Raw genomic sequence first — 18,409 nt, 5'->3', positions numbered from 1 at the left:
CGCCCGGCCAGCGGCTTTGACGACATGGACGACGATATTCCGTTTTAGCACCTAGTCAGCAAGGATTGGTAAATGAACGGCCCGCTTCAGTAATGCAGCGGGCCATTTTTCTTGGCAAGACGTGACGCGAGAAAGTGGCTGTCCGTTAACGTACGCGGCATGATTCACATCAAGTCGCCAGCGCTCAGTCGTCGATTTCTCATATACTCCCTACCGTATTTCTGAAGGAAGTTTCATGTCTGACGTTTTCTCTCGCCGCCCGCTGCTTCTGCTTCGCCATCGCCTGACCTGGTTGGCTGTGGCTGCTGCTTGGTCTGTGAACTTAGCTTGGGCGCAAGCACCGGTTCAGGTGCCTGTGGCGGCTGTTGAGCGGCATGCGGTGGGGGCGGGGTTTGAGATGGACGGCGTGGTGCAACCCGTTCAGCAAAGCACCATTTCGGCGCAGACGGCGGGTCGACTGGTGTCGATGGCCGTAAAGCCCGGTGACCGGGTCAAAGCGGGTCAACTGCTGGCCACCATCAATGACAGCGAAACCCAGGCGGGCGTGCAAAGCAGCCAGGCCCAGGTGGCCCAGGCGCAGGCCCAGTTGCGCAACGCGCAGGCCAATTTCGACCGCACGCGCGATTTGCTGGCCAAAGGTTTCATCAGCTCGGCCGCCATGGACAGCGCTGATGCCCAACTCAAGTCAGCCCAGGCGGGGCGTGACCAAGCCAGCGCTGGCGCCCGTCAAGCGGGTTTATCGCAAGGCTTTACTCGTGTCACTGCGCCTTTTGAGGGTTGGGTGCTGCAAACCCAGGCCGAGGTGGGTGATCTGGCCATGCCCGGCACGCCTTTGCTGACGCTGTACGCGCCCACACCGTTGCGCGCGGTGGTGCAAATGCCGGTATCGCGCTCCAACGCCATCACACCAAAGAGCGAGATTGAGGTTCAAGTGCCTGCGGCTGACGGCGCCCAATTGTGGATTCGCCCGACGCTTACCAGCCGCATGCCGGGTGCTGACCCGGTGTCGCAAACCATAGAGTGGCGTCTGGAGTTGCCCGCAACAGCCGCTAACACATTGGTGCCAGGCCAGCAGATTCGGGTGCGTTTTGCCGCTGGGGAAAAGCAGCGGCTGGTGATTCCGGCAGCGGCGGTGCTGCGCCGCGGCGAACTGACGGCGGTGTATGTCGCTGGTGCGAGCGGTTTTGTGCTCAAGGCGGTGCGCCTGGGGGCAGACCATGGTGAGCAAGGCTTTGAGGTTTTGGCGGGCTTGCAGGAAAAAGACCAGGTGGCGCTGGACCCGGTCAAGGCCGGCTTGAGCGGCGCGCAGCCGCTGGCAGCTGGTGCAGTGGCGAAGTGAGATGACCATGCAAGGTGAAACTCAATTAGGCATTTCGGGCCGCTTGGCGCGCACCTTCAAGCGCAATGCCATGACGCCGCTGATGGCGATCGTCGCGCTGCTGCTCGGCGTCTTCGCCGTGCTGGTCACGCCGCGCGAGGAAGAGCCACAGATCAACGTGACCATGGCCAATGTGCTGATCCCGTTCCCCGGCGCCAGCAGCGAAGACGTGCAAAACATGGTAGCGCGCCCGGCCGAGCAGGTGCTGAGCCAGATTGCCGGTATTGAGCACACCTTTTCGGTGGCGCGCCCCGGCATGGCGGTGATGACGGTGCAGTTCGAGGTCGGCGTACCCCGCACTGAGGCGCTGGTGCGCCTGTACGACGTACTCAACGCCAACCAGGACTGGTTGCCACGTGATCTGGGCACGCTGACCCCCATCGTGAAACCCATGGGAATTGACGACGTGCCCGTCCTGGCCGTGACACTATGGAGCAAAGACGTCATGGCGGCGGCTGACCTGGAGCGCGTTGCCCACGTGGTGGAGGCCGAAATCAAGCGTGTGCCCGGCACCCGCGAGGTCAAAACGATTGGTGGCCCTTCGCGTGCGGTGCATGTCTGGCTGGACCCGGTGCGCCTGCGCGAGCGCGGTGTTGACGTGTTGTCGCTGAAGTCCATTCTGGCTGCTGCTAACGTCAGCATGCCGTCTGGCGCGGTGATCAACAGTGCCAGTGTCAACGGGCAAATGCTCCAGGTTGAAACCGGTGAGTTTTTGCGTACTGCAGAAGATGTGGGTGAGGTGATCGTCGGCACCAGCAAGGGCACACCGATTTACCTGCGCGAAGTGGCGCAGATTGAAACCGGTGCTCAGTTGCCCCAGCGTTATGTGTGGTTCACTCCCGGCGCAGCCACAGGCGTCGATTCAGCTGACGCCGGTACTGAGCTCGCTGCCGGTGGTGTCTACCCAGCGCTGACCATGACCGTCACCAAAAAGCCGGGCACCAACGCAGTAGATGTCTCTCAGGCAGTGCGCGCGCGTGTTGACGCGCTGCAAAACACGGTGATCCCGGCCAACATCGAAACCACGGTGACCCGCGACTATGGCGAAACGGCCGCAGAAAAAGCCAACAAGCTGATTCAAAAGCTGGCGTTTGCTACTGGCTCGGTGATTTTGCTGGTGGGCTTTGCGCTGGGCAAGCGCGAGGCGGTCATCGTCGGCGCAGCGGTGATCTTGACGCTGGCGGCCACGCTGTTTGCCTCTTGGGCTTGGGGCTTCACGCTGAACCGCGTGTCCTTGTTCGCACTTATTTTTTCCATCGGTATTCTGGTAGACGACGCGATTGTGGTGGTGGAAAACATCCACCGGCACCAGAAGCTGTACCCGGACGCCACCTTGGGCCAGATCATTCCAGGTGCGGTGGATGAGGTCGGTGGCCCGACGATTCTGGCCACCTTCACCGTCATTGCGGCACTGTTGCCGATGGCGTTTGTCGGAGGCCTGATGGGGCCGTACATGAGCCCGATCCCAATCAATGCCAGCTTGGGTATGGCGATCTCTCTGGCGATTGCCTTCACCATCACGCCATGGCTGGCGCTGACGCTGATGCGTTCTCATGGCCACGGCGCGGGCCATCCCCCCGCGTCAGGAAAAAGCGCCAAACTGCAGGCCTTTTTTGCCCGCGTGCTCACCCCGTTTCTGGACAGCTCGCGCAAGCGCTGGCTGCTCTTGGCCGGCATTTTGGCGGCGCTGGCGTTGTCGGTGGGGCTGGCAATGGTGCAATGGGTGGTGCTGAAGATGCTGCCGTTTGACAACAAGAGCGAGTTTCAGGTGGTGGTCGAAATGCCCGCTGGCACACCGCTGGAAGAAACCGCCGCCACCTTGCATGATTTGGGCGCATTTCTGGCGCAACAGCCCGAGGTGCTGAACCTGCAGGCCTACGCTGGTACCGCCTCGCCGATCACTTTCAATGGTCTGGTGCGCCAGTATTACCTGCGTGCCGATGCCGAGCAGGGCGATTTGCAGGTTAATCTGGTGGACAAACATAGACGCGACGATCAAAGCCATGTGATTGCGCAACGCCTGCGTCCGGAGCTGGAAAAAATCGGCCAGCGCCACCACGCCCGCATCAAAGTGGTTGAAGTGCCGCCCGGCCCGCCAGTGATGTCGCCGCTGGTCGCCGAGGTGTATGGCCCGGATGAAGCCGGGCGCCAGGCCCTGGCTGCGCGCATTGCAACCGCCTTTGAAGCCACGCCCGACATCGTCGGGGTGGACACTTCGCTGGAAGAAAACGCACCGCGCGCTTACCTGCGGGTGCGTCGCCAGCGCGCCGAATCGCTGGGCATTTCGGTCGCTGCGGTGGCGCAAACCGCAGCTATGGCCCTGAGCGGGGCCGACGCCGCCTACCTGCATGACGGGCACACCAAATACCCGGTGCCGGTACGCCTGCAATTGCCGCTGGCAGACCAGGTGGACCTGGACGCGATTCTGGCCATGCCGCTGCGAGCCGCCAATGGCCAGATGGTGCCCCTGTCCGAACTGGTGCAGGTGGAGCGGGGCATCATCGACAAACCGCTGTTCACCAAAGACCTGCAACCGGTAAGCTACGTGTTTGGCGACATGGCAGGCAAGCTGGACTCGCCCTTGTATGGCCTGTTTGCCATCCGCGACAAGCTCAAAGATGCTGCCCTACCGGGCACCGGCGAGGTGGGTGAATACTGGATCAACCAGCCGCCCGACCCCTACCGGCAATACGCCATCAAGTGGGACGGCGAGTGGCAGATCACCTACGAGACCTTCCGTGACATGGGCACGGCTTATGGCGTCGGTTTGATCCTGATTTACCTGTTGGTGGTGGCGCAGTTCAAGAGCTACCTGACTCCGCTGGTGATCATGGCGCCGATTCCGCTGACCATCATTGGGGTGATGCCGGGCCACGCGCTGCTGAACGCACAATTCACCGCCACCTCGATGATCGGCATGATTGCGCTGGCCGGCATCATCGTACGTAATTCCATCTTGTTGGTGGACTTTATCGACCTGCAGGTGGCAAGCGGATTGGCCTTCAAAGACGCGGTGGTGCAGTCGGCCGCGGTGCGCGCGCAGCCCATTGCGTTGACCGGTTTGGCAGCCATGATCGGCGCATTTTTTATTCTGGATGACCCGATCTTCAACGGCCTTGCGATCTCGCTGATCTTCGGAATTTTGGTGTCAACGGTTCTCACGCTGTTAGTGATACCGGTTCTTTATTACGCGCTATATTGGCGCCGTCACCAACTGCGCACAGACGCGGCGGGTGTGATCCCGAAAGTAATTTAACTATTTATAACGAGGAGACAACATGGCCCATATCGTCATCATCGGCGCCGGCATCGGCGGCATGCCCGCAGCCTACGAAATGCGTGAAATGCTTCCTGAGGAGCATCGCATTACCGTCATCAACACCACTGATTATTTTCAGTTCGTGCCCAGCAACCCCTGGGTTGGGGTGGGTTGGCGCAAGCGCGAAGAGGTGACGCTGCCGATTGCGCCCTATCTGACGCGCAAAAAAATTGGTTTCATTCCCAAAGCCGTGGAGACGATTGACGCCGCAGCCAACAAGCTGACCTTGGTGGATGGCCAAACCCTGGACTACGACTATCTGGTGATTGCCACTGGCCCGCAACTGGCTTTTGACGATGTGCCGGGTGCCGGACCGGTTGCCTCGGGCGGGGGTGGTTTCACCCATTCGATCTGCCATGTGGATCATGCGCAGGCATTTTTTGCGGAGTACGAGCAGTTTGTGAAAAACCCGGGCCCGATCGTAGTGGGTGCCATGCCGGGTGCCAGCTGTTTCGGCCCGGCCTATGAGTTTGCCATGGTGCTAGACACCGATTTGCGTCGGCGCAAGATTCGCAACAAGGTGCATATGACCTACGTGACCAGCGAGCCCTACATCGGGCATCTGGGTCTGGGTGGCGTGGGTGACAGCAAGTCGATGCTGGAGTCGGAGTTTCGCAACCGTGACATCAAGTGGGTGACCAACGCTAAAACCACCAAGGTGGAAGAAGGCAAGATGTTTAGCACTCAGATCGATGACCAGGGCAACGTCCTGAAAGAACATGAAATCAGCTTCAAGATGTCGATGATGCTGCCAGCGTTCAAAGGCGTGGACGCGGTTGCGGCGGTGCCTAATCTGTGCAACCCACGGGGCATGGTCATCATTGACGAGTTTCAGCGCACCAAGGCGTACAAAAACATCTTCTCAGCGGGTGTGTGTGTGGCGATTCCACCAGTGGAGGTCACGCCAGTGCCTACCGGCTGCCCCAAGACCGGCTACATGATCGAAAGCATGATGACCGCCATCTGCCACAACATTGCCAACGAGCTCGCTGGCAAGCCAGTCACCGGCAAGGGCACTTGGAACGCGGTTTGCCTGGCGGACATGGGCGACACGGGCGCTGCCTTTGTGGCACTGCCGCAAATTCCGCCGCGCAATGTGAACTGGTTCAAGAAGGGCAAATGGGTGCATCTGGCCAAAATTGCCTACGAGAAATATTTCATGCGCAAGCTCAAGAAAGGCACGTCCGAGCCTATCTATGAAAAGTACATCATGGGCCTGTTGGGCATCAATCGGTTAGATAAGTGATTTTTAAAGGAGTTTCGAGATGACGGTTCAGCGCTATATTTTTGTTTTTGCCGGGTTTTTTATCGTGCTGTCATTAGCTTTGGGGGTGGAGGGAAGTCCGCTATTTGTCAGTAGGTGGGCCTTGGCCTTTACCGCCTTTGTTGGCCTCAACCTGTTTCAGTCAGGCTTTACCAACTTTTGCCCGCTGGCCGTCATTTTGAGGAAGTTCGGTGTGCCTGAAGAGGGCGCTAGCCGCACGCGTTAAGTTCCCTGTGTGTTGCGAGTGAACGCTTGAGCGTCATTCGCAGCCACCTGACACCGATCTAAAGGATTCCTGTCATGACCACGGCATTGACCAATGAAGCAGCACGCAACGACGTGATCAACCGGTTGCGCCGAGCGGAAGGACAGATTCGCGGCGTGCAGCGCATGATTGAAGAGGGTGAAAGCTGCCTAAAAATCAGCCAGCAGTTTTCTGCGGTGCGCAAGGCGCTAGACAGCACCTACCTGCGTATGACCATGTGTTTCATGGAGCAGGAACTGCAGCAATGCATCACGCCCGACCAGCTGCAGCCCGAAGGCATGGCAGCCATGTTGAAAGACATGGAAAGTCTGCTCGCCCGCATCGGTTAGATTTTTATATGAAATTGGCCTCTAGCCCTTATAGGATAAGCGCTAGCAGCTATATAAATCAGAGTAATTGAGTCGTTCTGCCGCTGGTAATGATGCCACCCCCCAAGCAGACATCGCCGTCGTAAAGCACCGCAGATTGCCCTGGCGTGACCGCCCACTGCGCTTGTTGAAAGGTCAGTGCAAAGCCGTCTGCTGTGAGGCTATGCAGGACACACGGCGCATCCATTTGCCGGTAACGCGCTTTGGCGGCGAAGTCGCCAGGCGACGGCGCCTCGGTGGCGACCCAACTGCTCTGACCGGCTTGCAGCGTGTGCGATAGCAGCCAAGGGTGGCCGTGCCCTTGCACCACCCACAGCGTGTTGTGGTTCAAGTCTTTGCGGGCCACAAACCAGGGCGTATGCTCGCCCCCGCCGCGCTGCACGCCTTTGGCTTTGAGGCCACCAATACCCAGCCCCTGGCGCTGCCCCAGGGTGTAGAAGCTCAGTCCCACATGCTCCCCAATTATTTGGCCCTTGTCGTTCTTGATCGGGCCTGGCTCGCGGGCAATGTAGCGGTTCAAAAATTCTCTGAAAGGCCGCTCGCCAATGAAACAGATGCCGGTGGAGTCTTTTTTCTTCGCGTTGGGCAGGCAAATCTCTTGCGCAATGCGGCGTACCTCGGTTTTCAGCAGCTCGCCCACCGGAAACCAGGTGTTGCACAGTTGCGCCTGGTTGAGGCGGTGCAAAAAATAGCTTTGGTCTTTGGCCGGGTCCAGCCCTTTGAGCAGCTCGTGCTGTTGGGTTTGCGGGTTCAAGCGCACCCGGGCGTAGTGGCCGGTAGCGATCTTGTCGGCACCCAAGCGCATGGCGTGGTCGAGAAAGGCTTTGAACTTGATCTCTGCGTTGCACAAAATATCGGGGTTCGGCGTGCGGCCCGCGCTGTATTCGCGCAAGAAGTCGGCAAACACCCGGTCCTTGTAGTCGGCGGCGAAATTGACGTGCTCAATCTCGATGCCAATCACGTCTGCAACTGCGGCGGCGTCAACAAAGTCCTCGTTGGAGGAGCAGTACTCCGAGTCGTCGTCATCCTCCCAATTTTTCATGAAGATGCCCAGCACCTCATGGCCTTGCTGCTTGAGCAGCCAGGCGGTCACGGCAGAGTCAACGCCGCCGCTTAAGCCCACAACCACCCGTTGATATGGCGCAGTGCTGCTCATGGCGCGATAGGTCCACTGGGCAAGCCGGTCACGCTGGGGTCGGTGTGGAGCAGCGCCAATGGGAAACGCTGCCCACGCAAACAGTCTTCCATGCAGCGCCCTACCAACGGGCTGCGGTGCAGGGCGGCGCTGGCCCGAATCTCATCGGGCGACAACCATAGCGTGCGCACAATGCCAGCGTCCAGGCTGCGTGCGGGTTGCAAGGCGCCCAGCGTGCCGCCAAAGGCAAAGCGCAGATAGGTCACGTCCTGCGCCGCCTGATCGGCGATTGCCGGGCGATGAAAGCGTGACATATACACACCCACCAAATATTCTGGGTTGAATAGGTGCATGGTTTCTTCGAGGGCTTCTCGGGCGCATCCGTGCAGCAGGCTTTCGCCCTCGTCCAGATGCCCGGCAGGGTTGTTTAGCCGCAAACCTTCCGGGGTGTGTTCTTCCACCAGTAAAAACTTGCCCTGGTGTTCAATGATTGCGGCCACGGTGGCGCTGGGTTTCCATCTTTCAGTCATGCCCGAATTATCCCGCAAGCCCGTGCGGCTGCGGTCGAACCGGCCGTATGGAACCCACCTTGGCGAGTACGGATTACCCAAGGTGGGACGCGGTAATCTGTTGTAAAGTCGCACGTTCGTTTCAGAGCGGCGTTCGCGCTCTTTACTGCTTAATTATTCGAGGAGACGCTTCATGCAAGGTGAAATAACCACCGCTGACCCGGCAGGACAGCCTGCGGGTGCGTCTGGGCCGGTGATGTTGGCGCAGCGCATTGGCGTGCCGCGCGAAGTTTTTCCGGGTGAAAAACGTGTCGCGACCGTGCCCGAGGTGGTGACCAAGCTCATCAAGCTGGGCTTTTCTGTGGCCGTCGAATGCGGTGCCGGTGATGCCGCCAATATCAGTAACGCTGACTACCAGGCCGTTGGGGCCAGCATCATCCCTGACGCTGCCGAGTTGTGGGCCACCTCTGACATCGTGTTCAAGGTGCGCGCCCCGACCGTCGGCGAAGTGGGTCTGCTGCGCGCGGGCGGCACGCTGATCAGTTTTATCTGGCCGGCGCAAAACCCTGAACTGATGCAGTTGCTCACCGCTAAAAACGCAACCGTGCTGGCCATTGACGCGCTGCCGCGAACCCTGAGCCGCGCGCAAAAGATGGACGCCCTGACCTCCCAGGCCGGCGTCGCTGGCTACCGTGCCGTGGTCGAGGCCGCCAACGCGTTTGGCCGCTTTTTCAGTGGCCAGATCACGGCTGCAGGCAAGGTGCCGCCAGCCAAGGTGTTCATCGCTGGGGCTGGGGTGGCGGGTCTGGCTGCCATCGGCACCGCCGCTAGCCTGGGCGCCATCGTGCGCGCTAATGACACCCGCGCTGAAGTGGCTGACCAAGTGGTGTCACTGGGCGGTGAATTTGTCAAGGTGGATTACGAGGAAGAAGGCTCCGGCGGCGGCGGTTACGCCAAGGTGATGAGCGAGGGTTTTCAAAAAGCCCAGCGTGACATGTACGCCAAGCAGGCCAAAGAGGTCGACATCATCATCACCACCGCGCTGATTCCTGGCAAACCAGCGCCCAAGCTGATCACCGCCGAGATGGTCAGGAGCATGAAGCCCGGCAGCGTGATTGTGGATATGGCTGCCGAGCAGGGCGGCAACTGCGAGCTGACCGAGCCCGGTCAGTCGGTGGTAAAGCATGGGGTGACCATCGTCGGCTACACCGACCTGGTCTCGCGTTTGGCCATGCAGTCGTCCACGTTGTATGCCACCAACCTGTTTCGCTTGGCTGAGGAGTTGTGCAAGACCAAAGACGGCATCATCGACGTCAACATGGAAGACGATGCCATCCGTGGCTTGACGGTCACCAAGGGTGGCACCATCACCTGGCCAGCGCCTGCGCCCAAAGTGGCTGCTGCGCCACCGACTGCAGCTAAACCTGCAGCTGCTGTGGCGAAAAAAGGCCACGGGCACGGCGAAGCCAGTGCCCCCATGGCGGGCAGCAAGCTGGCCATTGTGTTTGGTGTGGCGGCTGGGTTGTTCTGGCTGATTGGTGCCAATGCACCCAAAGAGTTCATGTCGCACTTCACGGTGTTTGTGCTGGCGTGTTTTGTCGGCTATATGGTGGTGTGGAACGTCAAACCAGCCCTGCACACGCCGCTGATGAGCGTGACCAACGCCATTTCCAGCATCATTGCCATTGGTGCGCTGGTGCAGATTTCGCCTATTGCCAATGCGATGGACCGGCCCAACAGCCTGATCACTTGGGTTGCGGCGGCAGGCATTGTGCTGACGGCGATCAATATGTTTGGCGGCTTCGCTGTGACGCAGCGCATGCTGGCCATGTTCCGAAAATAAGAAGGGTCAACCCATGTCTTCCAGTTTGGTTACGGTTGCGTACATTGGCGCAACCATTCTTTTTATTCTGAGCCTGGGCGGTCTGTCCAATCAGACCACTGCACTGCGCGGCAACCTCTACGGCATGGTCGGCATGACGCTGGCGGTGCTGGCCACCGTGTTTGGCCCGCAAGTCACGGGAGCGGGCTTGCCGTGGATCGTCGGCGCGATGGTGATTGGTGGCGGCATTGGTTTGTACGCGGCGCGCACGGTGCAAATGACGCAAATGCCTGAGCTGGTGGCGCTGATGCACAGCATGGTGGGTCTGGCGGCGATGCTGGTGGGTTTTGCCACCTTTGTTGATCCGACGGCCAGTGCTGGGTTTGAAGGCGCTGCCAAATCCATCCACGAGTTGGAAATCTACATTGGCATCTTCATCGGTGCGGTTACCTTTGCTGGCTCGGTGATTGCGTTTGGCAAGTTGTCCGGGCGCATCAGCGGCAACCCGGTCTTGCTGCCGGGGCGGCACTGGCTCAATCTGGCGGGTTTGCTGGTCGTGATTTATTTTGGTGGCGCGTTCATGCAGGCGCACGATGTTCAGTCTGGCATGTTGCCAGTGATCGTGATGACCATCGTCGCGCTGCTGTTTGGCGTTCACATGGTCATGGCGATTGGCGGCGCCGACATGCCAGTGGTGGTGTCCATGCTCAACAGCTACTCTGGCTGGGCCGCAGCGGCCACCGGTTTTATGCTGTCCAACGACTTGTTGATTGTGGTTGGTGCGCTGGTGGGTTCCAGTGGCGCCATCTTGTCTTACATCATGTGTAACGCCATGAACCGCAGCTTTATCAGCGTGATTGCTGGCGGTTTTGGTACCACCAGTACACCCAAAGCGGCGGCGGGTGGTGCAGCGCAGCCTGCAGGTGAAGTCACACCGGTGACGGCGCTGGAAACGGCCGAGTTGCTGCGTGACGCCAAGTCGGTGATCATTGTGCCGGGCTACGGCATGGCGGTGGCGCAGGCCCAGCACACGGTGTTCGAGATCACCAAGCTTCTGCGTTCAAAGGGTGTCAACGTGCGCTTTGGCATTCACCCTGTGGCGGGTCGCATGCCAGGCCACATGAATGTGCTGCTGGCTGAGGCCAAGGTGCCTTACGACATCGTGTTTGAGATGGATGAGCTCAACGACGACTTCCCGGCCACCGATGTCACCATGATCATCGGCGCCAATGACATCGTTAACCCCAGCGCGCAGGACGACCCCACCAGCCCGATTGCCGGTATGCCGGTGCTTGAGGTCTGGAAGGCCAAGACCTCCATCGTCATGAAGCGCAGCATGGCTTCGGGCTACGCGGGCGTAGACAACCCGTTGTTTTACAAAGAAAACAACCGTATGTTGTTTGGCGATGCGAAAAAAATGCTCGACGAGGTGCTAACTGCGCTCCGAGCCTGACCCAACGCCGCTGCGCCATCCCGCATGTCGGACTTTTGGTGCAACCTCAAGCCCCCACATCGGCCTGCCCTGCAGTTTAGGTTTGGGGGCTTTTCCCTAATTAGGGAAAACACAGGCATCGTGCGCCTTGGAGGCAGTCAAAATCATAGTCTTGTTAAAACTCGGAGACTTCATCATGACTGATCGCATCTGGCTGTCGACCTATCCAGAAGGTGTTCCCGCAGATATTGACGAAAGCCGCTACGCGTCCTTGGTCGAGCTGATGGAGGAGAGTTTTAAGAAAAATGCGAGTCTGAGCGCTTACAGCTTCATGGGTAGGGAGTTGACCTACGCCCAAGTGGATGAAATGAGCCAGACCTTTGGCGCCTATCTGCAAGGCTTGGGGCTGGCACGTGGCGACCGGGTGGCGGTGATGATGCCCAACGTATTGCAGTACCCGATTGCGGTGGCGGCCATCCTGCGTGCCGGGTTCACGCTGGTCAACATCAACCCGCTGTACACCCCGCGTGAGTTGGAGCACCAGCTCAAGGACTCCGGCGCCAAAGCCATTGTCATTCTGGAGAACTTTGCCGCCACGCTGGAAAAATGTGTGGCCGCGACCCCGGTCAAACACGTGGTGCTGTGCGCCATGGGCGACCAGCTTGGCCTACTTAAAGGTTCGCTGGTGAACTATGTGGTGCGCAACGTCAAGAAAATGGTGCCGGACTTCAATTTGCCCGAGGCAGTTCGTTTCAACGCCGCCATGGCCCAGGCCAGCAGCGGCAGCCTGAAAAAAGTCACTATCAAGCCCGACGATGTTGCCGCGCTGCAGTACACCGGCGGCACCACCGGTGTCTCCAAAGGGGCGGTGCTGCTGCACCGCAACCTAGTGGCCAATGTGCTGCAGGCAGATGCCTGCTTCCAACCCGCGCTGGTCAAAATACCCAAGGGTGAGCAGATCAATTCAGTCTGCGCCCTGCCGCTGTACCACATCTTCGCCTTCACCGTGAACATGATGCTGACGCTGCGCCTGGGTGGCAAGCTGATCCTGATCCCTAATCCGCGCGATTTTCCTGCTGTGCTGGGCGAGTTGGCCAAGCACAAGGTGCATGTGTTTCCGGCGGTCAATACCCTGTTTAACGGCTTGGCCAATCACCCGGACTTCGGTAAAGTCGACTGGAAGAACCTGATGGTGTCAGCCGGCGGCGGTACCGCCGTGCAGAGCGCGGTAGCCAAGCTCTGGTTCGAGAAAACCGGTTGCGCTATTTGTGAGGGCTACGGGCTAAGTGAAACCTCGCCCATTGCCACCTGCAACCCGGTCAACGTGACCGAGTATTCCGGCGCTATTGGTGTGCCAGTGCCCAGCACCTGGCTCAAATTGATTGATGACGAGGGCAACGACTCGGCACCTGGCGAGCCGGGCGAAATCGCCATCAAGGGCCCGCAGGTGATGGCTGGCTACTGGCAACGGCCAGACGAGACGGCCAAGGTGATGACGCCCGACGGCTACTTTAAATCCGGTGACATCGGCGTGATGGATGCACGCGGCTTCTTCAAAATCATCGATCGCAAGAAGGACATGATTCTGGTGAGCGGCTTCAATGTGTATCCCAACGAGGTCGAAGATGTGGTGTCGCACATGCCGGGGGTGATGGAATGCGCCTGCGTGGGCGTGCCTGACGACAAATCGGGCGAAGCGGTCAAGCTGGTCATCGTCAAAAAAGACCCGAATCTCACCGAGGCGCAGGTGCGCGCTTACTGCAAAGAATACATGACAGGCTACAAACACCCGAAGACGGTGGAATTTCGTACCGAGTTGCCGAAAACCCCGGTGGGTAAAATCCTTCGGCGCGAATTGCGCGGCTAATCAAGGATTTCCGTTGACAACACTTGCCATCGTCAGTGCCCTGCTGGATGAACAAAAAGGACTTTTGGATCAACTGCAACAGCCCACTAAACGCATGCGTGCCGGGCGCACTTTCTGGTGTGGCCAGTGGTCCGGCCACGACGTGGTGCTGGTGTTGTCCAAGGTGGGCAAAGTGGCCGCAGCCAGCACCACGGCCACGCTGATAGAGGCCTTTGGTGCAGAGCGGGTGCTGTTTACCGGGGTGGCCGGTGGCATCGGCGATGGTGTCAAGGTAGGCGACGTGGTGGTGGCAGACGCCTTCATTCAGCACGATATGGACTCCGGCCCGCTGTTTCCGCGTTACGAGATTCCGCTGTACGGGCGCGCCACGCTGGACTGCGACGCCGTCTTGTCTGCTATTTTATTTGAAGCTGTCAACACAGGCCTGGCCGGGGTTGGTGACCATTTTCATCGTACTAATCTGCTGGAGGCGCCGAGCGTGCACCGTGGTCTGATTGCCAGCGGCGACCAATTTGTCTGCGACCCCAACGACGTGGCCTGCATGCGCGCCGATTTGCACACAGCGGGCCATCTGCCGCTGGCGGTGGAAATGGAAGGGGCGGCTGTGGCGCAAGTCTGTTTTGACTATGGCGTCCCATTTGCAGCGGTGCGCACCATTTCAGACCGTGCTGACGCGCAAGCGCACATGGATTTCTCCGCGTTTGTGCAACAGGTTGCCAGCCCTTACGCCTTGGCGATTGTTTCGCAGTTCATGAAAATACTACCAAAACAATAGCTGCTAGCGCTTATGTCATAAGGGCTAGAGGCCTATTTGTTACTTGAGCCAGCCACGCCTTCTGAAGTACCACATCGGCCCCAAGGCACTGGTCACCATCAGCGCCAGTGCATACGGGTAGCCCAGCGCCCAATTCAGCTCGGGCATGAACCTGAAGTTCATGCCATACACGCTGGCGATCAAGGTGGGTGGCAACAGCGCCACGCTGGCCACCGAGAACATCTTGATGATTTTGTTCTGATTGATGTTGATGAAACCCACCGTAGCGTCCATCAAAAAGTTGATCTTGTCGAAAAGAAACGCGGTGTGGGAGTCCAGCGATTCCATGTCCCGCAAAATCTGCCGCGCCTCCTCGAACTGCTCGCCGCTGAGCATTTTGCTGCGCACCATGAAGCTGAGCGCGCGGCGGGTGTCCATAACATTGCGGCGAATACGGCCGCTCATGTCTTCGTGGCGGGCGATGGCCCCCAGCACTTCTCCGGCCAACGCATCGGTCAGGTCGCCTGACAACACCTTCTGGCTGACTTTTTCCAGCTCGTCGTAAATTTCTTCCAGCGTGTCGGCGGAGTATTCGGCATCGGCGTCAAACAGCTTGAGCAGCACATCCTTGGCATCGTCAATCAGCCCCGGGGCACGCCGGGCGCGCATGCGCAACAGTCGGAACACCGGCACGTCTTCGTCGTGGATGGAAAAAAGGACACCCCGACTTTTCAGCGCATCATTTTCCATGTTGAGGATAAAGGCCACGCGTACGGCGTGTGGGTCCTCAACATCTGCGACCAAAAAGTCGCTTCGGATATGCAACTCGCCGTTATCTTCCTTGTAAAAGCGTGCTGACTCTTCGATGTCCTCGTCCATTGCGTCTTCTGGAATGGACAGGCCAAAGTACTGTTTGATCCAGCGTTTCTCTTCCGGCGTCGGGGATTCGAGGTCAACCCAGATGGGCTGAAATTGCGAAAGCTCTTCCAGTGATTCAATTTCTTCCTGGAACAGGCGGCCGTTGGCCAGCGTGAAGATGTTGAGCATAAGCTCACTCCCAAAATAAACAAGGCATCAAAGACAGGGGTGGGGAGGTTAGCTTCCAACCCCAGATGCTTGTTTTGGGGTCGAAAGCTACCGACTAGGGTAGGGTTCCAAGGTGGAAAATCCTGTTGTTTAAAACTGCCGGATTATGGCACCGCAGGGTGGTTTCGGACAAGTTTTCAAGGCTTAAGTCCGGATACTGCTGCAGTGCAGCATTGAAAAACTTGCAATCGGCTGAGCTCGCAGGCATAGTCTGATCAACCCTTCCATTCAATCTTCCGGTTGCCGACATGTCGTAGGTAACTCTTTCAACCCAAGCTGTAGGAGGCTCTTTATGAATTTGACAATCAGTGGTCACCACCTGGAAGTCACACCGGCGTTGCGGTCTTATGTCACCAACAAACTTGACCGTATCAAACGCCATTTCGACCAGGTTGTGGATGTCAAAGTTCTGCTCACCCTCGAAAACCAGAAAGAAAAGGAGCGTCGCCAGAAAGCTGAATGCAATATTCATATCAAAGGCATTGAATTGTTTGCAGAAAGTGCCCACTCGGATCTGTATGCTGCAGTTGATGAGTTGGTGGATAAGATGGACCGCCAGGTGGTTCGCCACAAGGATCGCCTGCAATCGCACCATCGCAATGCTGCCAAGTGCCTGATGTAATCTAAACTCTGCCAAGCCGCCCGCTGGTGCGTGCGGCTTTTTTTTGCGTCCAACTTTTCAGGACGCATAATTTGGGTCCATCATGAACCGACTTGCATCTATCCTTACTGCCAACCATGTGCTCGTCCAAGTGGACCTTTCCAGCAAGAAAAGGGCCTTTGAAGAAGCGGGCCTGTTGTTTGAAAATCTACATGGTTTGAGTCGTGCGCTGGTGACCGATAGCCTGTTTTCCCGTGAGCGCCTGGGTTCGACCGGCCTGGGCCACGGGGTGGCCATTCCGCACGGACGCATCAAGGGCCTGAAGTCGCCGATGGCAGCAGTATTTCAGCTGGCGCACCCTATCGGCTTCGAGGCGCCTGATGAACAGGCCGTGGGTTTGTTGATTTTCCTGCTGGTGCCGGAAGCTGCCACGCAAAAACACCTTGAAATTCTTTCCGAGATTGCTGAAATGCTCAGCGACGCGCCTTTGCGGGACAAGCTCATGGACAGCCCCACGGTGGCCGACCTGCATGGGCTGATCACCAGCTGGCAGTCGGTGCAGCCAAATTAGGCCCGCGTCTTGAAGCCCACTGTCATCAGCGCCGACGTTCTCTTTGAGGCGTTTCGGGGCAATTTACGTTGGGAGTGGGTGGCTGGTCTGGGCGCCTCCGAGCGACGCTTTGACGAATTGGCAGTGCGCGCTGCGCGCTCTGGTGCTGATTTGGTCGGCTATCTCAACTACATTCATCCGTACCGGGTGCAGATTCTGGGCGAGCGCGAAGTGGCGTACCTGACCGACGCTACGCCTGAGGACGGCACACGGCGCATTGCTCGCATCGTCACGCTGGAGCCGCCGGTTCTGGTGCTGGCCGACGGGCAGACGGCGCCTGATGCCCTGCTGTCCATGTGCGAGCGTGCCCAGATCCCGATGTTTGCCACTGCCGACTCATCTGCCTTTGTGATTGATGTGCTTCGCGCCTATTTGTCGAAGCATTTTGCCGACCGCTGCACCATGCACGGCGTGTTCATGGACATTTTGGGCCTGGGGGTGATGATCACCGGTGAATCCGGCCTGGGCAAAAGCGAGCTGGGTCTGGAACTCATCTCACGCGGCAATGGTCTGGTGGCTGACGATGCGGTTGACCTGTTTCGCATCAATCAGGACACCATTGAAGGGCGCTGCCCCGAATTGCTGCTGAATTTGCTGGAGGTGCGCGGCATCGGCTTGCTCGATATTCGCGGCATTTTTGGCGAGACCGCCGTGCGGCGCAAAAAACGTCTGCAGTTAATCGTGCACCTGGTGCGCCGGGAAACCCTGGAGCGCGACTACGAACGCATCCCCTTTGAGCCACTAACCCAGGATGTGCTCGACGTGCCAGTGCGCAAGGTGGTGATTCAGGTGGTGGCGGGACGCAATATTGCCGTGTTGGTGGAGGCGGCGGTGCGCAACACCATTTTGCAGATTCGCGGCGTGGATACCTACAAGGAATTTGTCGAGCGCCATCGCAAAGCGATGGAAGATCCGCAATAAAGTTATTTGGGTCGGTGCGCGCAGTTGTCGCGGTTGCAGTGAGCGTACAGGCTCAAGGCGTGGTCGGCGATGGTAAAGCCCTTGTCCTTGGCCACAGCGTTTTGCCGCTTTTCGATTTCGGCATCAAAAAACTCTTCAACCCGGCCGCAATCCAGGCACACCAAATGGTCGTGGTGCTGGCCTTCGTTGAGTTCGTACACGGCTTTTCCGCTCTCAAAATGGCTGCGCGACAGAAGTTCGGCCTGCTCAAACTGCGCCAGTACCCGGTAAACGGTGGCCAGACCCACGTCGGAGCGCTCTTCGATCAGCACCCGAAAGACATCTTCAGCCGTCATGTGTCGCTGCCCACCTTTCTGAAAAATCTCTAGAATTTTCAACCGGGGCAGGGTGACTTTGAGGCCGGTGCTTTTGAGTTCATCAATCTTGCTCATACCTAGTTTTCGGTTACCTTTTTTCGTTGTTGGGCGGCGCGTGGTGGTTCGGGATGCTGCCAGTACAATGTTCTCATCATATCGTCGCGGCTTGTTCTATGTCTGATTCCATCGTTCGTTGTGTCTGCCGGATGGCGCTTAGCGCCGCCGTGGTTGCGCTGTCTGCCTGTGGTTCGGTGGATGGGGCTAGCAACCGGCTGGTGAACATGATTACACCTTACAAAATTGATATTGTGCAGGGTAATTTTGTTTCCCGCGAACAGGTTGAGGCGCTCAAAGTAGGCATGAGCCGTGGGCAAGTCAAGAACATTCTTGGTACACCTTTGCTGACCGATGTGTTTCATGCCGACCGTTGGGACTACGTGTTTACCTTCAAGCGTCAAGGGGTGGAGCCCCAGGCCCGCAAGGTCACGGTTTTCTTTGAGGATGACACCCTGACACGTATCCAAGCAGATCCGCTGCCCACTGAGGCTGAGTTTGTGGCCTCGCTGGATTCGGGTCGCAAGTCTGGCCCGGTGCCGGCGCTGGAAATGTCCCCTGAAAGTCTGAAAGCTGCCACCAAACCTGCGCAGGCAGCGTCAAGCCCCGCACCGCTGGAGGCCATGCCGCCTGCCAGCTACCCGCCACTCGAACCCCCTGCCCGTTAA

The 18,409-nt window shown here is 58.5% G+C and carries 17 protein-coding genes; 13 read left to right on the top strand and 4 right to left on the bottom strand.

Features of this window, described 5'->3' with window-relative positions:
* The first annotated feature begins 235 nt into the window (after positions 1-235).
* The 5 genes from BLL52_RS03230 to BLL52_RS03210 all read left to right on the top strand — a co-directional run bounded on the left by BLL52_RS03230 (position 236) and on the right by BLL52_RS03210 (position 6,555).
* Positions 236-1,339, top strand: coding sequence for an efflux RND transporter periplasmic adaptor subunit (locus tag BLL52_RS03230; protein WP_075585289.1), 1,104 nt, complete (start codon positions 236-238; stop codon positions 1,337-1,339).
* A 7-nt stretch (positions 1,340-1,346) separates the two neighbouring features.
* Positions 1,347-4,634, top strand: a complete 3,288-nt coding sequence (locus BLL52_RS03225) for an efflux RND transporter permease subunit (RefSeq protein WP_241838975.1) — start codon at positions 1,347-1,349, stop codon at positions 4,632-4,634.
* 22 nt (positions 4,635-4,656) lie between these two features.
* Positions 4,657-5,943, top strand: coding sequence for an NAD(P)/FAD-dependent oxidoreductase (locus tag BLL52_RS03220; protein ID WP_075585287.1), 1,287 nt, complete (start codon positions 4,657-4,659; stop codon positions 5,941-5,943).
* Between the two features lie 19 nt (positions 5,944-5,962).
* Positions 5,963-6,187, top strand: coding sequence for a YgaP family membrane protein (locus tag BLL52_RS03215; protein WP_075585286.1), 225 nt, complete (start codon positions 5,963-5,965; stop codon positions 6,185-6,187).
* A 74-nt stretch (positions 6,188-6,261) separates the two neighbouring features.
* The gene (locus tag BLL52_RS03210; RefSeq protein WP_075585285.1) at positions 6,262-6,555 is read left to right on the top strand and encodes a metal-sensing transcriptional repressor; all 294 of its coding nucleotides are present in this window, start codon (positions 6,262-6,264) and stop codon (positions 6,553-6,555) included.
* 58 nt (positions 6,556-6,613) lie between these two features.
* Here the strand turns inward: BLL52_RS03210 and mnmA are convergent, their stop codons facing one another.
* Together mnmA and BLL52_RS03200 are read right to left on the bottom strand one after the other, a co-directional pair.
* Complete coding sequence (mnmA, locus tag BLL52_RS03205; protein WP_075585284.1) at positions 6,614-7,750, bottom strand: tRNA 2-thiouridine(34) synthase MnmA; 1,137 nt, start codon at positions 7,748-7,750, stop codon at positions 6,614-6,616.
* Positions 7,747-8,259, bottom strand: coding sequence for an NUDIX hydrolase (locus BLL52_RS03200; RefSeq protein ID WP_075585283.1), 513 nt, complete (start codon positions 8,257-8,259; stop codon positions 7,747-7,749). The genes mnmA and BLL52_RS03200 overlap by 4 nt, the downstream gene beginning before the upstream one ends.
* A 235-nt stretch (positions 8,260-8,494) precedes the next feature.
* Between BLL52_RS03200 and BLL52_RS03195 the strand changes: the two genes are divergently transcribed.
* From BLL52_RS03195 to BLL52_RS03180, 4 genes are all read left to right on the top strand, one after another.
* The gene (locus BLL52_RS03195) at positions 8,495-10,081 is read left to right on the top strand and encodes a Re/Si-specific NAD(P)(+) transhydrogenase subunit alpha (RefSeq protein WP_075585302.1); all 1,587 of its coding nucleotides are present in this window, start codon (positions 8,495-8,497) and stop codon (positions 10,079-10,081) included.
* A gap of 13 nt (positions 10,082-10,094) precedes the next feature.
* On the top strand, positions 10,095-11,513 hold the full coding sequence (pntB, locus tag BLL52_RS03190; protein WP_075585282.1) for a Re/Si-specific NAD(P)(+) transhydrogenase subunit beta: 1,419 nt from the start codon (positions 10,095-10,097) through the stop codon (positions 11,511-11,513).
* A 175-nt stretch (positions 11,514-11,688) separates the two neighbouring features.
* Complete coding sequence (locus tag BLL52_RS03185; RefSeq protein WP_075585301.1) at positions 11,689-13,359, top strand: long-chain-fatty-acid--CoA ligase; 1,671 nt, start codon at positions 11,689-11,691, stop codon at positions 13,357-13,359.
* Positions 13,360-13,372: 13 nt separating this feature from the next.
* Entirely contained in the window at positions 13,373-14,134 is a 762-nt protein-coding gene (locus tag BLL52_RS03180) for a 5'-methylthioadenosine/adenosylhomocysteine nucleosidase (protein WP_075585281.1), read from the top strand.
* A 39-nt stretch (positions 14,135-14,173) separates the two neighbouring features.
* Here the strand turns inward: BLL52_RS03180 and corA are convergent, their stop codons facing one another.
* Entirely contained in the window at positions 14,174-15,160 is a 987-nt protein-coding gene (gene corA, locus BLL52_RS03175; RefSeq protein ID WP_075585280.1) for a magnesium/cobalt transporter CorA, read from the bottom strand.
* A gap of 331 nt (positions 15,161-15,491) precedes the next feature.
* On the opposite strand from corA, the gene hpf reads away from it, so the two are divergent.
* The 3 genes from hpf (at position 15,492) to hprK (ending at position 17,331) form a co-directional block, all read left to right on the top strand.
* A complete protein-coding gene (hpf, locus tag BLL52_RS03170; protein ID WP_075585279.1) occupies positions 15,492-15,821 on the top strand; it encodes a ribosome hibernation-promoting factor, HPF/YfiA family in 330 nt (109 codons plus the stop codon).
* 82 nt (positions 15,822-15,903) lie between these two features.
* The gene (locus BLL52_RS03165) at positions 15,904-16,371 is read left to right on the top strand and encodes a PTS sugar transporter subunit IIA (protein WP_075585278.1); all 468 of its coding nucleotides are present in this window, start codon (positions 15,904-15,906) and stop codon (positions 16,369-16,371) included.
* Positions 16,372-16,380: 9 nt separating this feature from the next.
* Positions 16,381-17,331: an HPr(Ser) kinase/phosphatase gene (gene hprK / locus BLL52_RS03160; protein ID WP_075585277.1), complete on the top strand. Its 951-nt coding sequence runs from the start codon at positions 16,381-16,383 to the stop codon at positions 17,329-17,331.
* 2 nt (positions 17,332-17,333) lie between these two features.
* Here the strand turns inward: hprK and fur are convergent, their stop codons facing one another.
* Entirely contained in the window at positions 17,334-17,762 is a 429-nt protein-coding gene (fur, locus tag BLL52_RS03155; RefSeq protein WP_075585276.1) for a ferric iron uptake transcriptional regulator, read from the bottom strand.
* A 98-nt stretch (positions 17,763-17,860) separates the two neighbouring features.
* On the opposite strand from fur, the gene BLL52_RS03150 reads away from it, so the two are divergent.
* Positions 17,861-18,409 (top strand): outer membrane protein assembly factor BamE, encoded by a 549-nt coding sequence (locus BLL52_RS03150; protein WP_075585275.1) that lies wholly within the window; start codon positions 17,861-17,863, stop codon positions 18,407-18,409.

It is taken from the genome of Rhodoferax antarcticus ANT.BR (assembly GCF_001938565.1).
GTDB lineage: Bacteria > Pseudomonadota > Gammaproteobacteria > Burkholderiales > Burkholderiaceae_C > Rhodoferax > Rhodoferax antarcticus.
Note: the sequence above shows the minus strand (reverse complement) of the source record. Positions and strands in the feature narration are given on the sequence as shown.

Coding starts and splice junctions, on each gene's coding strand:
- BLL52_RS03230 (WP_075585289.1), top strand. CDS start 236: ATGTCTGACGTTTTCTCTCGCCGCCCGCTGCTTCTGCTTCGCCATCGC.
- BLL52_RS03225 (WP_241838975.1), top strand. CDS start 1,347: ATGCAAGGTGAAACTCAATTAGGCATTTCGGGCCGCTTGGCGCGCACC.
- BLL52_RS03220 (WP_075585287.1), top strand. CDS start 4,657: ATGGCCCATATCGTCATCATCGGCGCCGGCATCGGCGGCATGCCCGCA.
- BLL52_RS03215 (WP_075585286.1), top strand. CDS start 5,963: ATGACGGTTCAGCGCTATATTTTTGTTTTTGCCGGGTTTTTTATCGTG.
- BLL52_RS03210 (WP_075585285.1), top strand. CDS start 6,262: ATGACCACGGCATTGACCAATGAAGCAGCACGCAACGACGTGATCAAC.
- mnmA (WP_075585284.1), bottom strand. CDS start 7,750: ATGAGCAGCACTGCGCCATATCAACGGGTGGTTGTGGGCTTAAGCGGC.
- BLL52_RS03200 (WP_075585283.1), bottom strand. CDS start 8,259: ATGACTGAAAGATGGAAACCCAGCGCCACCGTGGCCGCAATCATTGAA.
- BLL52_RS03195 (WP_075585302.1), top strand. CDS start 8,495: ATGTTGGCGCAGCGCATTGGCGTGCCGCGCGAAGTTTTTCCGGGTGAA.
- pntB (WP_075585282.1), top strand. CDS start 10,095: ATGTCTTCCAGTTTGGTTACGGTTGCGTACATTGGCGCAACCATTCTT.
- BLL52_RS03185 (WP_075585301.1), top strand. CDS start 11,689: ATGACTGATCGCATCTGGCTGTCGACCTATCCAGAAGGTGTTCCCGCA.
- corA (WP_075585280.1), bottom strand. CDS start 15,160: ATGCTCAACATCTTCACGCTGGCCAACGGCCGCCTGTTCCAGGAAGAA.
- hpf (WP_075585279.1), top strand. CDS start 15,492: ATGAATTTGACAATCAGTGGTCACCACCTGGAAGTCACACCGGCGTTG.
- BLL52_RS03165 (WP_075585278.1), top strand. CDS start 15,904: ATGAACCGACTTGCATCTATCCTTACTGCCAACCATGTGCTCGTCCAA.
- fur (WP_075585276.1), bottom strand. CDS start 17,762: ATGAGCAAGATTGATGAACTCAAAAGCACCGGCCTCAAAGTCACCCTG.
- BLL52_RS03150 (WP_075585275.1), top strand. CDS start 17,861: ATGTCTGATTCCATCGTTCGTTGTGTCTGCCGGATGGCGCTTAGCGCC.